General features: G+C 44.5%; 8 protein-coding genes and 1 riboswitch. Of the genes, 1 reads left to right on the top strand and 7 read right to left on the bottom strand.

Annotated features, from left to right (window positions below; genetic code table 11):
• Nucleotides 1-24 precede the first annotated feature (24 nt).
• Nucleotides 25-1,218 carry a methionine adenosyltransferase gene (metK, locus tag M3M37_RS01790; protein ID WP_252795458.1) on the bottom strand — a complete coding sequence of 398 codons (1,194 nt, stop codon included), beginning with the start codon at nucleotides 1,216-1,218 and terminating at the stop codon, nucleotides 25-27.
• Nucleotides 1,216-1,298: riboswitch (SMK box riboswitch) on the bottom strand. It overlaps the preceding gene by 3 nt.
• 82 nt (nucleotides 1,299-1,380) lie before the next feature.
• Between metK and M3M37_RS01785 the strand changes: the two genes are divergently transcribed.
• Nucleotides 1,381-2,076, top strand: coding sequence for a hypothetical protein (locus M3M37_RS01785; RefSeq protein ID WP_252795457.1), 696 nt, complete (start codon nucleotides 1,381-1,383; stop codon nucleotides 2,074-2,076).
• A gap of 34 nt (nucleotides 2,077-2,110) precedes the next feature.
• Here M3M37_RS01785 and M3M37_RS01780 read toward each other — a convergent pair whose 3' ends face one another.
• The 6 genes from M3M37_RS01780 to M3M37_RS01755 form a co-directional block, all read right to left on the bottom strand.
• Nucleotides 2,111-2,848 (bottom strand): amino acid ABC transporter ATP-binding protein, encoded by a 738-nt coding sequence (locus M3M37_RS01780; protein WP_252795456.1) that lies wholly within the window; start codon nucleotides 2,846-2,848, stop codon nucleotides 2,111-2,113.
• Nucleotides 2,848-3,543 (bottom strand): amino acid ABC transporter permease, encoded by a 696-nt coding sequence (locus tag M3M37_RS01775; protein WP_252795455.1) that lies wholly within the window; start codon nucleotides 3,541-3,543, stop codon nucleotides 2,848-2,850. The genes M3M37_RS01780 and M3M37_RS01775 overlap by 1 nt, the downstream gene beginning before the upstream one ends.
• 13 nt (nucleotides 3,544-3,556) lie before the next feature.
• On the bottom strand, nucleotides 3,557-4,330 hold the full coding sequence (locus tag M3M37_RS01770) for a transporter substrate-binding domain-containing protein (protein ID WP_252795454.1): 774 nt from the start codon (nucleotides 4,328-4,330) through the stop codon (nucleotides 3,557-3,559).
• A gap of 120 nt (nucleotides 4,331-4,450) precedes the next feature.
• Nucleotides 4,451-5,710, bottom strand: coding sequence for a solute carrier family 23 protein (locus tag M3M37_RS01765; RefSeq protein WP_252795453.1), 1,260 nt, complete (start codon nucleotides 5,708-5,710; stop codon nucleotides 4,451-4,453).
• Between the two features lie 156 nt (nucleotides 5,711-5,866).
• Nucleotides 5,867-7,033, bottom strand: coding sequence for a hydroxymethylglutaryl-CoA synthase (locus M3M37_RS01760; RefSeq protein ID WP_252795452.1), 1,167 nt, complete (start codon nucleotides 7,031-7,033; stop codon nucleotides 5,867-5,869).
• A 234-nt stretch (nucleotides 7,034-7,267) separates the two neighbouring features.
• Complete coding sequence (locus M3M37_RS01755) at nucleotides 7,268-15,682, bottom strand: mucin-binding protein (RefSeq protein WP_252795451.1); 8,415 nt, start codon at nucleotides 15,680-15,682, stop codon at nucleotides 7,268-7,270.
• Between the last annotated feature and the right edge of the window lie 229 nt (nucleotides 15,683-15,911).

Raw genomic sequence — 15,911 nt, 5'->3', positions numbered from 1 at the left:
ACGGATCGGATTTCTAGCAGTTGTTTATTTTTTCGGGAGCTCCGCTTGTAACTGGGCTACCCGATCGGTGTGTTCCCAAGGTAAATCAATATCGTCGCGGCCAAAGTGACCGTAAGTGGCCGTTTGTTTGTAAATCGGTCGTTGTAAGTCCAACATTTGGATAATGCCGGCCGGCCGTAGGTCAAACGTTTGGCGGATGGCTTGAATTAGTTCTTCTTCTGAATAATCAGAAGTCCCAAAGGTATCCACTTGAATGGAAACCGGTTCAGCTACCCCAATCGCGTAGGCTAACTGAATTTCTACTCGGTGGGCTAAGCCAGCGGCTACAATGTTTTTGGCAATGTAGCGAGCGGCATAACTCGCTGAACGATCGACCTTTGTCGCATCTTTCCCGGAAAAGGCTCCACCACCGTGGTGAGCAGAACCCCCGTAGGTATCCACGATAATCTTTCGACCAGTTAACCCAGCGTCCCCATTGGGTCCCCCAATTACAAACTTACCGGTTGGGTTAATCAAATACTTAGTTTCGTCATCAAGGTACTCGGCGGGAATGACCTGTTTGACAATTTTACTAACCACATCTTGTTTAATCTGTGCTTGGGTCACATCCGGATCGTGTTGGGTACTAAGGACAACTGTATCGACCCGTAATGGTTGCCCTGCTTCATCAAATTCAACCGTTACCTCGGCCTTGGCATCCGGACGCAGGTACTCAATTGCACCACTCTTACGAACTGCGGCGGTTTTACGCATCAGTTTATGGGCCAACGAAATTGGTAGGGGCATCAGTTCCGGAGTTTCGTCAGTTGCGTACCCAAACATGATTCCCTGGTCTCCCGCTCCGATTTGATCAAGAGGATCCCCCTTGCCAGACCGGGTTTCTTCTGATTCATCGACTCCCTGTGCGATGTCTGGTGATTGTTCATCAATTGAAACCAACACAGCCACGTTATCGGCATCAAACCCATAAGCGGGATCATCATATCCGGCCTTGCGAATCGTCTCTCTAACAATCTCGCGAATGTTGACGTCCGCCGTGGTGGACACTTCTCCAAAAACTAACACTAATCCAGTGGTTACGGACGTTTCACACGCCACCCGTGCATCTGGATCCTGGCGCAAAATGGCATCTAAAATGGCATCACTAATGTGATCAGCAATTTTATCGGGATGTCCTTCCGACACCGATTCGGACGTAAATAAATGTTTCTCTTTCATGGTAACTTCCCCCTAATATTTTTGGTTACAAGGCATCTTCACTAAGCGTGAATCCTATCGGGAACATACTTATAACTATCTTATCCTATCACAAGTTTTTAGAAATAAGTAGTTGAACCCAGGAAAAAAGTCCATTAAGATGAAATTATCGAGGTTATCATTATGGAAAAATCTAATCAACAATTACGTACAAGCGTCACCGTAGGTAGCAATGTGCTCTACTTGTTGCTTACCATCATCATCTGGAATTTAGCGGCCAACTATCCATTCTCCATTTTTAGTGGGACCAAGTCCTTCTTTTTTCTCGCTAGTGAAATCTGTTGGGCATTAGGAACTTTAACCTTGCTTAAGCGGTGGGATGTGCGCCTAACGTTAATTTTTAACATCTTGCCGCTTGGGTTCATTGCTTTGGGACATTTTCCCCTGCTGATTTTTACTGCGACCCTTTTTTATGGCGTGGTTAACATCTTGCTCCGCGTGCCCCGGGTTGGAATTAATCATTACTATGGACTACTGTGTTTTTCCCTCACCAACGCAGTGATCCCGGTGGCCAGCCTTAATTTTTTAACCAGTCAGTATTTAGAACGGAGTACACTGCTCAACATCGGGATTTTGTTCACCCTGTACGTGCTTTTTTTTGCACTCCGCTTTACGAAGGAACTGGCTACCCTATTCAACGTGCTATTCATCTTCTTGTTTGCGGGATTACTACTAGCCAATTTCCCCATCACAAAGGACGCTGGATTAATCGCCATCGTCCTCGTTTCTTACGGAGCGCAAATTTTCACCCGCAACGAACGCTTTAGCTACTGTTTTCTCACCTTTGCCCTCGTAGCGCTCCTCGCTTTCTTCCACTAAAAAACAGCAATTCTACGCGAATTGCTGTTTTTGTTTATTTCAAAGAAATGCCCTGTAAAAAGTTGGTTACTCGAGGTGATGGATCGGTAAAGAAATCGGCACAGGAACCATCAAATTGTAATTGACCAGCTTCTAAGAACAGAATCTTATCGGCCGCATCCTTAGCGAACTGCATGTTATGCGTCACCATGATCATGGATTGACCGTTGTCAGATAATTTCTCTAACATTTTCAAAACCTGGGTTTCCATTTCTGGATCCAGCGCACTTGTCGGTTCGTCCAATAAAATGTACTGGGGCTTCACCGCCAGCGCCCGACAAATCGAGATTCGTTGCTGCTGCCCTCCTGATAATTCATTCGGATAAGCATCCGCGTAATCATCGAGTCCAACTTCTTGCAGTAAAGCATGAGCCTGTTGTTCTGCTTGTGCTTTATCCACCTTTTGCACGTAGATTGGCGCAGCAGTGATGTTTTTCAGAATGGTCAAATTAGGAAATAAGTTCCAATTTTGAAACACCATACTGGTCTGATCCCGAAGTTCGTTTTTAACCTTTTTTTCGATGGGATTGGCAAAATTAACCTGCAATGAACCTAACGTTAACGTTCCCTGATCAGGTTGTACCAAGAGATCTAACGACCGCAACAAAGTGGTTTTCCCGGATCCTGAGGGTCCGACAATCACCGTCGTCTGATGTTCAGGAAATTCGGTACTAATTCCCTGTAACACGTGCTTTTTTCCAAAGCTTTTTTGGACGTCTTCAATTTTTAACATCAGTCAGCGGCCCCCTTTAGATATTGTGATGACCGTTTTTCTAGGTAGTGCTGGAGTACATTTAGAATGGAACAAAGCACTGCGTACAACGCCGCCACTTCTACGTACATCAACAGCGGTTCAAAGTTTTGCGCCGCGATTTGTTGACTGACCTGAAACATTTCCGCAATCGTAATCGTGCTGGCCAACGACGTATCTTTAACCAGCCCAATGAATTCGTTTGACAGCGGTGGTAACGCCGTGCGTAAGGCTTGTGGAATGATAAAGTGCCATAACGTCTGTGGCGTAGAGAATCCCAGTGTGTAAGCGGCTTCCCATTGTTCCTGGTTAACGGACAGCAAGGCAGCTCTGATTGTTTCTGAACCGTAGGCCCCCATGTTCAATGAAAATCCAATTAAAGCTGCAACAAACGGCGCCAGTTTAATTCCAACGGACGGTAATCCAAAGAAAATAATAAATAATTGCACTAACAATGGCGTCGACCGAAAGGCCCACACGTAGAAACTAATGACGGCCCGTAAAATTAACCACAACGGTTTTCCCACGGGTCCGAAATTAGGATTTAAAGTTCTGATTAGCGCCACCAAGAACGCAATCACCATTCCAATTGCAAAGGAAATCAACGATAACGGAATGGTAAACTTTAGCATCGCACTTAGTAAGCTCGGTAATGACGAGGTAATAATTTCCAGCATAAATGTCTAACTCCTACTTATCTGTAATGTTAGTCCCAAAGTACTTCATAGAAAGGCGTTTCAAAGTTCCATCTTTACGTTCTGATTGAATGGCCTTATCCATTTTTGCTTGGAGTTTAGCGTTCTTCTTATTCATCATCGGAGCAATTTTACTTGCTTTAACTTCACTAGTTGGAATTTCAAAGTAAGTTAAATCAGTATCAGGATGACTCTTCTTCCAGTATTCAAAGGCTTCTCGCGAGTTCACAGCGGCGGCTACCCGACCTTGGTCAATCATATCCATCGACGTTTGAAAGGCAGGTGAAGTAATGGGGTTGGCCCCTAACTTCTTGGCGTTATTCCAGTTATCAGTTCCCGTTCCCTCAGCAACTTTTTTGCCCTTCAAGTCCTTCGCAGATTTAATGGCACCATCTTTTTTCGTAATCACAATCGACTTGGAGTATACGTAGGGAGTGGCAAACCGGAATTTCTTTTGCCGGTCTGTATTTTCAGCCATATTGTTAAAGACCACGTCATAGTCATTCGAGTTTAAGCCGGCAATTAGAGAATCCCAACCGGTCGTCACAAATTTGGGTTTTAAGCCCATTCGTTTGGCGGTTTCCTTGGCTAAATCAACTTCAAATCCGGTTAACTTACCGTTTTGCCGGTAAGAATATGGCGCATAGGTTCCTTCTAACCCCACCGTTAAAACATGTGGCGTCTTCGTTTCCGCTTGTTTTTGCCCACAAGCAGCCAGCACCAAGGCTGCTAAGCCGGCCATCAAAATTAAAGACCATTTTTTCTTCATCATTTCCACTCCATTCACTTATTTTTTGTACGTGTTCGATTATACAGAAGCTGCCCCCCTTTTACAATTCTTAAACATTAAAAAAAGTCGGTCTTTAATAGAGACCGACTTTACTTGTCATTATTCATTAGCTGGTTGTTGCGGCAGAATCAGATTTAATCCAATCCCGATCACCGTGGCTAGAGCCACTCCCGTAAATTGGAAACTTCCAATTTGGAGATACGCGTTTCCGACCCCAATCACTAACACGACTGAAGCAATCATTAAGTTACGTTTGTTATTTAAGTCTAAATGATCATCGACCATGACCTTAATCCCGCTGGAGGCAATGGTTCCAAACAGTAAGAAACTAATTCCCCCGATGACAGGCAGCGGCATTTGCATAATGAGAACGTTCAATTTGTTTACAAAGGCAAAAGCCATGGCAAACAAGGCGGCCCCCACGATTACGTAAACACTGTACACCTTCGTGATGGCCATCACCCCGATGTTTTCCCCGTAACTAGTGACGGCCGGTCCACCAAGTAATCCGGCGGCCAAAGAAGCCGCTCCATCCCCGGCTAACGTGCGGTTTAAACCGGGATCCTTAAAGAAGTTCCGGTGGGTTAATTCACCTAGAACCATCAAGTGCCCCATGTGTTCAGTCATTGTAACAAAGGCAATCGGCGCCATAACCAGAATCGCATTCCACTCCAAGTGGAAGCCTTTTTCCGTTCCTAATAATTCAAAATGCGGGATTTTAAACCACGGCGCACTAGCAATGGCATGTAAATCCACTAACCCACAGGCCATGGAAATCAAGTAACCACAAACAATGGCTAACAGAATGGGAATCATCCCCAAGAATCCTTTGAGCTTCATGTTGAAGAAGATGGCCAAAAAGAGAGTAGCCAATGCAATTAGGAAATAAGTGAGATCATAGTGATTATTTTTCATCATGGCATCTTGCGCAGCGGCACTAGCGAGGGACAAACCAATCACTACCACAATCGGTCCAACCACAATTGGTGGTAGCAAGTGGTCAATCCAATTAGTCCCAAGCATCCACACTAGGGCGGCCACGACTAGGTAAACCAGTCCTACTGCGATTACTCCTTGTTGCACTCCCCCAATCCCAGTTGTTTTCATTAACGCTAACATCGGGGTGATGAAAGCAAAGCTGGATCCCATGTAAGCAGGAATCTTGCCTTTCGTAATCAAAATGTGAAGTAACGTTCCAATTCCAGATGCAAACAACGCAATGCTGGGACTCAAACCCACTAACAGCGGCACAATCACCGTGCTTCCAAACATGGAAAACATGTGTTGTAGCGATAATCCAATCCATGACAAACCACTCGGCTTATCATGAATATCTAACTTAATCTCCTCGTTTTTCACGCCAATTCCTCCTAAAAAAAATCCTGTTGTCCAGCTGACAACAGGATGTAAAGTCCAAATCACTCACTTTGATAATTCACAACTTGCTGCCTCACGGGACAGGATTAAAGTTTTACGTCTTTAGATTAATTTAAGCTTTTTCCAGTCTGGTGTCAACTAACGCCGACGATACTGGCGCTTGTTATCAATCACACCGGTAAACACGAATTCTGCGTCATCAAGAGCAGGATCAATCGTCACGTTGGCAGTTTTGAAGGTCGGCCACTTAGTAAAGAACTCTTCATACTGATAAACGTCCAATCGCTGCCGATTCTCTAACGCTGCCTCAATCTGGTCCCGACGGTTGTAATTCTGGAAGTCTGCTTGCAGTGTGCCGGCAAAGAACTCCCCTTGGGCTCCAGAACCGTAACTAAATAGTCCAATTTGATCACCAGAAGTTAATTCCTGTGAATGGTCTAATAGTGACAGGAGGCTCAGGTACAAGGAACCTGTATACAGATTCCCGACCTGCCGATTGTATACCCGACTTGCTTCAAACTCCGTTAACCATTGTTGCTGTTGGGATTCGTCCACTTCCGGTAAAATGGTGCGCAATGCCTTCAAGCCCAACTTACTGTACGGAAGATGGAAGGTCAAAGCTCGAAAATCAGTTAAACTGACCCGTTGTTCAGCACAATAAGCCTGAATCGTCTTTTGGAAGAATTGTTGGTAAATATCATTGGAGTAGTGCCCATCGACTAGGGCCTCCGTATGGTTAATTGGACGCCAGAAGTCCATGATATCGTCTGAATAAACGCTACTGTTAGGACTGATGGCTAACGTCCGGGGCTGGGCGCTGACGGTCATCGCAATTGCTCCGCACCCCTGGGTCACCTCTCCCGGAGTATTCAACCCATACCGAGCCACATCAGATCCAACCACCAGGGCTACTCGATCCGGATGAGCAGCCACAAAGTCCTTGGCTAACTGCAAACCCGCTGTTGCCCCATAACAAGCTTGCTTAATTTCAAAGGCGCGCGCTTCTCTTTTCAAGCCTAACAGTTGTTGTAAATAAATGGCACCGGACTTAGAATTATCCACTCCGCTTTCGGTCCCAAAAATAATTAAGGAAATTTGGTTCCGGTTCTCAGCCGTAACTACTTGAGTCGCCGCATTAGCAGCCATCGTAACGGCATCTTGAGAAGCCGGTGGAACAGCTTGGCGTTCCTGCCCAATCCCAATTAGATATTTATTAGGATCTTCATGACGGGCGTACGCTAAATCCCGTAAATCCAGGTAATAGTTTGGCGTATAAAATCCAATTTGATCAATTCCCACGTTCATCTTTATCACTCCATCGTTTTTCAATTCAATACTATAATTCTACCGGTAATTAGCAACGATGGCAAAAAAGACCTATTGAAAAACATTAAATCAGGCCTACCTAAAAATAAATACTAAATCTGTTTATTTTTTATCAATAGCAAAAACCCCCCAAATTAGATTTTTACATCTAGTTTGAGGGGTTAATGTTAGCCTTTATTTAACTAAGTAAATCTTGTTATCGCTCAGTTAAATTTATTTGTCTTCTTTCTTCTTGTAACCAAAGATTCCAAGGATTGAAAGAAGCAATGCTCCAATTAAACTCATAATTCCAGTCGACTGACTTTCACCAGTTTGTGGTAATACTTGTTTATGTGGTGCTGGAGCAGGAGCAGCTTGTTTTGGTGCTGGAGCTGCTGGTTGTGCAGCAGGGGCAGCCGGTTGTGCAGGAGCTACTGGAGTTTCTGCTGGTGCAACTGGTTGTTTAGGTTCTGCTGGAGTACTTGGCTTAGTTGGTTCTGCTGGTTTAGCAGGAACTTCATTCTTAACGTAATGAATTGGGGTATCTTTACCAATGTTTTCAGGATCAATTGGGTAAGGAGTTCCCGGTACCAACTTGTTACCATTACCGTCAACAGGAGTGTAACCCGGAATGTCAGGAATCAATGGGTCATTAATCTTACTTGGATCATTTGGATCATTCGGGTAAGTTTCAGGAGTAGTTCCTGGAACATCTGGAACCAAGTGACCAAGTGGAAGGTAAACAACCGTGACTTCGGCATTTTGAGTTTCAGGCGTAACAGTTACGGCGTTAACTAGTGGAGTTCTAGTGTAGTAACCAGTAACAACTGGTGACTTAACAGCGTTCCAATTACCACCTTGTAAAGTCCATTGTCCAGTCTCAACAATCTTGCCTGTTACTAGGTCAAAGGTCATGTTCCGCGTGTACTTAACCGTTTCCGTAACGTCTTTGGCTGCTTCGCTGCCATCTGCGTAACGGTAATGGATCGTCCGCGTAATGTTCTTAACCAAGTTGGATTCGTCAGTACCATCTGGGTACTTCGGTCCGTCTGGGTTGTTTGGATCAACTGGTTGTCCTGGCTTACCAGGGTTATCTGGCGTTACCGTCGTCGTCTTGTGCTTCATAGTTACTGTGAACGTTGGTTCGTCAGTTGTGAACTTGTAACCTGGTTTGTAACCATCGTTTACTAATTCATAACCTTGTTTTTGAAGTTCAGCAATCCGATCCTTCGTCGTGTAATCTGAAGTGTCACCAAACTTACCGTTCAGCGTGTCACTCGTAATTACCTTGCCACCGTCGTCTTGGTCCACGTAGTTAACGTGTGCCTTTTCAGCGTTAGCATTGTAAGTTACCGTAACCGAGCTATCTGAATCAGTTGGTTTCGTAGTTGCAGCTCCAACCGTTGGTTGGTCAGGCGTGTAACCAGTAATTGCTGGTGAGTCAACAGCATCATAGCTGTCCTTAGCACTCTTCCAGTCATCAGTTTCAATGATCTTACCAGTTACTTGGTCAAAGGTCATGTTCCGCGTGTACTTAACCGTTTCCGTAACGTCTTTGGCTGCTTCGCTGCCATCTGCGTAACGGTAGTGGATCGTCCGCGTAATGTTCTTAACCAAGTTGGATTCGTCAGTACCATCTGGGTACTTCGGTCCATCTGGGTTGTTTGGATCAACTGGTTTTCCTGGTTTACCAGGGTTATCTGGCGTTACCGTCGTCGTCTTGTGCTTCAAGGTTACCGTAAACGTTGGTTCATCGGTTGTGAACTTGTAACCTGGTTTGTAACCATCGTTTACTAATTCATAACCTTGTTTTTGAAGTTCAGCAATCCGATCCTTCGTCGTGTAATCTGAAGTGTCACCAAACTTACCGTTCAGCGTGTCACTCGTAATTACCTTGCCACCGTCGTCTTGGTCCACGTAGTTAACGTGTGCCTTTTCAGCGTTAGCATTGTAAGTTACCGTAACCGAGCTATCTGAATCAGTTGGTTTCGTAGTTGCAGCTCCAACCGTTGGTTGGTCAGGCGTGTAACCAGTAATTGCTGGTGAGTCAACAGCATCATAGCTGTCCTTAGCACTCTTCCAGTCATCAGTTTCAATGATCTTACCAGTTACTTGGTCAAAGGTCATGTTCCGCGTGTACTTAACCGTTTCCGTAACGTCTTTGGCTGCTTCGCTGCCATCTGCGTAACGGTAGTGGATCGTCCGCGTAATGTTCTTAACCAAGTTGGATTCGTCAGTACCATCTGGGTACTTCGGTCCGTCTGGGTTGTTTGGATCAACTGGTTGTCCTGGCTTACCAGGGTTATCTGGCGTTACCGTCGTCGTCTTGTGCTTCAAGGTTACCGTAAACGTTGGTTCGTCGGTTGTGAACTTGTAACCTGGTTTGTAACCATCGGTTACCAATTCGTAACCACGTTTTTGAAGTTCAGCAATCCGATCCTTCGTCGTGTAATCTGAAGTGTCACCAAACTTACCGTTCAGCGTGTCACTCGTAATTACCTTGCCACCGTCGTCTTGGTCCACGTAGTTAACGTGTGCCTTTTCAGCGTTAGCATTGTAAGTTACCGTAACCGAGCTATCTGAATCAGTTGGTTTCGTAGTTGCAGCTCCAACCGTTGGTTGGTCAGGCGTGTAACCAGTAATTGCTGGTGAGTCAACAGCATCATAGCTGTCCTTAGCACTCTTCCAGTCATCAGTTTCAATGATCTTACCAGTTACTTGGTCAAAGGTCATGTTCCGCGTGTACTTAACCGTTTCCGTAACGTCTTTGGCTGCTTCGCTGCCATCTGCGTAACGGTAGTGGATCGTCCGCGTAATGTTCTTAACCAAGTTGGATTCGTCAGTACCATCTGGGTACTTCGGTCCGTCTGGGTTGTTTGGATCAACTGGTTGTCCTGGCTTACCAGGGTTATCTGGCGTTACCGTCGTCGTCTTGTGCTTCAAGGTTACCGTAAACGTTGGTTCGTCGGTTGTGAACTTGTAACCTGGTTTGTAACCATCGGTTACCAATTCGTAACCACGTTTTTGAAGTTCAGCAATCCGATCCTTCGTCGTGTAATCTGAAGTGTCACCAAACTTACCGTTCAGCGTGTCACTCGTAATTACCTTGCCACCGTTGTCTTGGTCCACGTAGTTAACGTGTGCCTTTTCAGCGTTAGCATTGTAAGTTACCGTAACCGAGCTATCTGAATCAGTTGGTTTCGTAGTTGCAGCTCCAACCGTTGGTTGGTCAGGCGTGTAACCAGTAATTGCTGGTGAGTCAACAGCATCATAGCTGTCCTTAGCACTCTTCCAGTCATCAGTTTCAATGATCTTACCAGTTACTTGGTCAAAGGTCATGTTCCGCGTGTACTTAACCGTTTCCGTAACGTCTTTGGCTGCTTCGCTGCCATCTGCGTAACGGTAATGGATCGTCCGCGTAATGTTCTTAACCAAGTTGGATTCGTCAGTACCATCTGGGTACTTCGGTCCGTCTGGGTTGTTTGGATCAACTGGTTGTCCTGGCTTACCAGGGTTATCTGGCGTTACCGTCGTCGTCTTGTGCTTCATAGTTACTGTGAACGTTGGTTCGTCAGTTGTGAACTTGTAACCTGGTTTGTAACCATCGTTTACTAATTCATAACCTTGTTTTTGAAGTTCAGCAATCCGATCCTTCGTCGTGTAATCTGAAGTGTCACCAAACTTACCGTTCAGCGTGTCACTCGTAATTACCTTGCCACCGTCGTCTTGGTCCACGTAGTTAACGTGTGCCTTTTCAGCGTTAGCATTGTAAGTTACCGTAACCGAGCTATCTGAATCAGTTGGTTTCGTAGTTGCAGCTCCAACCGTTGGTTGGTCAGGCGTGTAACCAGTAATTGCTGGTGAGTCAACAGCATCATAGCTGTCCTTAGCACTCTTCCAGTCATCAGTTTCAATGATCTTACCAGTTACTTGGTCAAAGGTCATGTTCCGCGTGTACTTAACCGTTTCCGTAACGTCTTTGGCTGCTTCGCTGCCATCTGCGTAACGGTAGTGGATCGTCCGCGTAATGTTCTTAACCAAGTTGGATTCGTCAGTACCATCTGGGTACTTCGGTCCGTCTGGGTTGTTTGGATCAACTGGTTGTCCTGGCTTACCAGGGTTATCTGGCGTTACCGTCGTCGTCTTGTGCTTCAAGGTTACCGTAAACGTTGGTTCGTCGGTTGTGAACTTGTAACCTGGTTTGTAACCATCGTTTACTAATTCATAACCTTGTTTTTGAAGTTCAGAAATCCGATCCTTCGTCGTGTAATCTGAAGTGTCACCAAACTTACCGTTCAGCGTGTCACTCTTAATTACCTTGCCACCGTTGTCTTGGTCCACGTAGTTAACGTGTGCCTTTTCAGCGTTAGCATTGTAAGTTACCGTAACCGAGCTATCTGAATCAGTTGGTTTCGTAGTTGCAGCTCCAACCGTTGGTTGGTCAGGCGTGTAACCAATAATTGCTGGTGAGTCAACAGCATCATAGCTGTCCTTAGCACTCTTCCAGTCATCAGTTTCAATGATCTTACCAGTTACTTGGTCAAAGGTCATGTTCCGCGTGTACTTAACCGTTTCCGTAACGTCTTTGGCTGCTTCGCTGCCATCTGCGTAACGGTAGTGGATCGTCCGCGTAATGTTCTTAACCAAGTTGGATTCGTCAGTACCATCTGGGTACTTCGGTCCATCTGGGTTGTTTGGATCAACTGGTTGTCCTGGTTTACCAGGGTTATCTGGCGTTACCGTCGTCGTCTTGTGCTTCAAGGTTACCGTAAACGTTGGTTCATCGGTTGTGAACTTGTAACCTGGTTTGTAACCATCGTTTACTAATTCATAACCTTGTTTTTGAAGTTCAGAAATCCGATCTTTCGTCGTGTAATCTGAAGTGTCACCAAACTTACCGTTCAGCGTGTCACTCTTAATTACCTTGCCACCGTTGTCTTGGTCCACGTAGTTAACGTGTGCCTTTTCAGCGTTAGCATTGTAAGTTACCGTAACCGAGCTATCTGAATCAGTTGGTTTCGTAGTTGCAGCTCCAACCGTTGGTTGGTCAGGCGTGTAACCAGTAATTGCTGGTGAGTCAACAGCATCATAGCTGTCCTTAGCACTCTTCCAGTCATCAGTTTCAATGATCTTACCAGTTACTTGGTCAAAGGTCATGTTCCGCGTGTACTTAACCGTTTCCGTAACGTCTTTGGCTGCTTCGCTGCCATCTGCGTAACGGTAGTGGATCGTCCGCGTAATGTTCTTAACCAAGTTGGATTCGTCAGTACCATCTGGGTACTTCGGTCCATCTGGGTTGTTTGGATCAACTGGTTGTCCTGGTTTACCAGGGTTATCTGGCGTTACCGTCGTCGTCTTGTGCTTCAAGGTTACCGTAAACGTTGGTTCATCGGTTGTGAACTTGTAACCTGGTTTGTAACCATCGTTTACTAATTCATAACCTTGTTTTTGAAGTTCAGAAATCCGATCCTTCGTCGTGTAATCTGAAGTGTCACCAAACTTACCGTTCAGCGTGTCACTCTTAATTACCTTGCCACCGTCGTCTTGGTCCACGTAGTTAACGTGTGCCTTTTCAGCGTTAGCATTGTAAGTTACCGTAACCGAGCTATCTGAATCAGTTGGTTTCGTAGTTGCAGCTCCAACCGTTGGTTGGTCAGGCGTGTAACCAGTAATTGCTGGTGAGTCAACAGCATCATAGCTGTCCTTAGCACTCTTCCAGTCATCAGTTTCAATGATCTTACCAGTTACTTGGTCAAAGGTCATGTTCCGCGTGTACTTAACCGTTTCCGTAACGTCTTTGGCTGCTTCGCTGCCATCTGCGTAACGGTAGTGGATCGTCCGCGTAATGTTCTTAACCAAGTTGGATTCGTCAGTACCATCTGGGTACTTCGGTCCGTCTGGGTTGTTTGGATCAACTGGTTGTCCTGGCTTACCAGGGTTATCTGGCGTTACCGTCGTCGTCTTGTGCTTCAAGGTTACCGTAAACGTTGGTTCGTCGGTTGTGAACTTGTAACCTGGTTTGTAACCATCGTTTACTAATTCATAACCTTGTTTTTGAAGTTCAGAAATCCGATCCTTCGTCGTGTAATCTGAAGTGTCACCAAACTTACCGTTCAGCGTGTCACTCTTAATTACCTTGCCACCGTTGTCTTGGTCCACGTAGTTAACGTGTGCCTTTTCAGCGTTAGCATTGTAAGTTACCGTGACCGTGCTATCAACACCTTCTGGCACGTTGCTATCAGAAACACTTTGCTTATCAGGTGTGTAACCAGTAATTTCTGGAGACTTAACGTTATAACTGTTTTCTTGGTCTGGAATCCATTCATTCCAAGTGATTTCATTAGTTTCGAGATTCTTAGTTCCCGTCCGATGGTAAGTAAACTTAATGTTGTTGTCAGGAGCAGCCTGAGAACCATTATCGTAAACATACTTAACCTTAATGTTTGAAACCCCAGAATTATCAGTTACTGCTTCAGTAACTTTCTTAAATTTAATGGTGTAAACCAATTGTTTCCCATTATTGTAAGAAAGCACAATTCCATCTTGTGGGAAGTCACTGTCAATTTGCTTGTAGCCTTGACTCACAAGCTTGTTAGTTTCGTCAGCTGGTGAGTAAGGAGACCGTTCGTTAATCTTACCGCTAACTTGGTCAGTGTGTAATTCATTCCCTTGATCATCAACATAATGAATAACAGCATCTTGGTGGTCAACAACGTAAGGAACTTTTGTCTCTTCACCAGGGTTGTTAATCGGAACTTCCGTTCCCGGAGTCGTCGTCTTGGTATGATCATTTGGATCTAACGGAACATAACCAGGAATGTTTGGTAATGGAGTAGGGTTAGCCTTCGTTGGATCGTTTGGATCAATGGTATAAGGCACATCGTGATCTCCATTATCAATTGGGTTCCCATTTGGATCAACTGGGACCAGTTTACTTAATTTGTTAAGTTCAAATTGAATGTTACGAGTCTGCGGAGTATAAATTGGGTAAATTGGGTAGTATCCAAGAGCAGGTGTGCTATCACCATTGGTCTTAGTAACATCCCAACCATATTCTCTAGTCTTATCGTTAAAACGGTATCCAGCATCAATATGGTAAGTCTGACCGAATTGCGTACCATTTGGACTGAAAAGTTTAACGTCCATACCACCGTGATCGTCAGTTTCAGTCATCTGTAAAGACGAACCGTTAGCGTAATGAGTGGTCCAAACCGTTCCAACCTTACCGAATGGAGAAATGGAACCACTAGAATTATCCGGTGTCCGGCTAATGTAGTAGTAACCTTCTTTGGCTTTATCAGGTAATCCAGTTACCTTGAAATCTTGACCAGTTAACCCACTGAAATGAGATTCAAAAACCGTTTGTTTTGTTTGTGCGTCAACATAACGAACGGTACTAGGTACCTCTCGTGGAAGAAAGAAGTTTTCTACCCCAAGTTGCAATGTACTTGGTTGGTGATCAGCTATCGTCCACTCCCGATTAAACCGAATTTCAGAAGAATTGGTTTGTAATCCACCAGTGAAATCTCCATTATTCCGGTAATAGAAGTTTTGTAAGTTTTGCGAATTTTCTCTAGTTTCCTGACCTGGATTACTTTTAATCGTGTATGATCCAATTACGTGATTATTTTCATCTAGTTCAAAGGCGTAGAGAGTTCCATCGCCGTTCCGATTGGTAGAGAAAACAATGGTTCTTACTCGACCAGCCTGATTAAATCCAGTCACGATCTTATCGTATTGGAAAGTATAATGACTCTCATCGGGATCAACCCAACGACCACCATAGTCGGGGTCACCAACTTCAATCTTTAGTCCATTATCATCTTTAACGTTGCTAGCAAGTACTACGTTAGCTGCTTTTGCTTGTTCAACAGCTTGTTTAACTTGATCACGAACCTGTTGCTCTGCTTGTTGAGAAACACTAGCCGACTGTGCTTCTGATGCTGCAGAGTTAGATTGCATATTCTCTGATGTAGAAGCAGAAGTTTGATCTGAAGCAGCAGTATTTTGGTTGCTAGTAGCTGTTTGATCTGCAATCGCAGCAGATGAAGCTGATTGATCAGATTGTGCTTGAGCATCGGCAATCTTAGCAGATTCATTACCAGTCAACTGGTTAGATTGTTGTTCCCTAGTAGCTTGACTGGTAGCAGATTGATTTTGTTGTTTTGTTTGATCAGTACTCTTCTGCTCAGTTGATTGTTGCTTACTGGTAGCAGTAGATTGCTGCTCAGCTTTTGCTTCGGTACTGGTAGACTTGGCTGCCTCGCTAGTCTGTTCAGTAGAAGCTTGCTTTTGATCATTAGCAGCTTGGGTCGAAGTTGTTTGGTTAGCAGTCGAAGCTGCTTGGCTAGAATTATCTACTTGATCAGTAGATTTTTGGTTAGCAGCATCCTCGGCTGTGACCGTTTGCTTCTGTTGTGATTGTTGATCTTGGTTCTCTGCTTTATCCGTAGCAGTGTTCGAAGCGCCAGGATCGGTGCTAGAACTAGCTGTCGTTTGGGTTGACAAAGAACTAGTATCAGCGTGGACGTCATTAACGTTAAATGCAAAGAAGCCGGCAGAAAGCGCGGTTACTGTAATGGCACTAAATAACCAGCGTTTTCCAGCTTTATACATTTTATAATGCGTCTTGCTGTCTTTAAACGGCATAAAAATACCCCCTTAAATTTATGTAGCATAGTATGAAAGTTGTTATATTGAATATAACACTCATAACTATAATATTATTTTATGATTTATGCAATCATTAAGTGTGAAATAAAAATCCATAAAATAAATTCACATCAAAAATAATTAGCAAAACAACCATTTATTTCATATATATATATCTAAAAATTAATCATCCTTAATAAAATAAAAAACCAAAGTAATGTTTTAC

Origin of the sequence: Fructilactobacillus carniphilus, assembly GCF_024029675.1 — a bacterium.
Classification (GTDB): Bacteria; Bacillota; Bacilli; order Lactobacillales; family Lactobacillaceae; genus Fructilactobacillus; species Fructilactobacillus carniphilus.
The sequence above is the reverse complement of the archived record's forward strand: the minus strand, read 5'-3'. Positions and strand labels throughout refer to the sequence as shown.

What these genes read in the sequence shown, in the direction of transcription:
- M3M37_RS01785 (WP_252795457.1), top strand. Translation starts at nt 1,381, where the DNA reads ATGGAAAAATCTAATCAACAATTACGTACAAGCGTCACCGTAGGTAGC.
- M3M37_RS01755 (WP_252795451.1), bottom strand. Translation starts at nt 15,682, where the DNA reads ATGCCGTTTAAAGACAGCAAGACGCATTATAAAATGTATAAAGCTGGA.
- M3M37_RS01775 (WP_252795455.1), bottom strand. Translation starts at nt 3,543, where the DNA reads ATGCTGGAAATTATTACCTCGTCATTACCGAGCTTACTAAGTGCGATG.
- metK (WP_252795458.1), bottom strand. Translation starts at nt 1,218, where the DNA reads ATGAAAGAGAAACATTTATTTACGTCCGAATCGGTGTCGGAAGGACAT.
- M3M37_RS01770 (WP_252795454.1), bottom strand. Translation starts at nt 4,330, where the DNA reads ATGAAGAAAAAATGGTCTTTAATTTTGATGGCCGGCTTAGCAGCCTTG.
- M3M37_RS01760 (WP_252795452.1), bottom strand. Translation starts at nt 7,033, where the DNA reads ATGAACGTGGGAATTGATCAAATTGGATTTTATACGCCAAACTATTAC.
- M3M37_RS01780 (WP_252795456.1), bottom strand. Translation starts at nt 2,848, where the DNA reads ATGTTAAAAATTGAAGACGTCCAAAAAAGCTTTGGAAAAAAGCACGTG.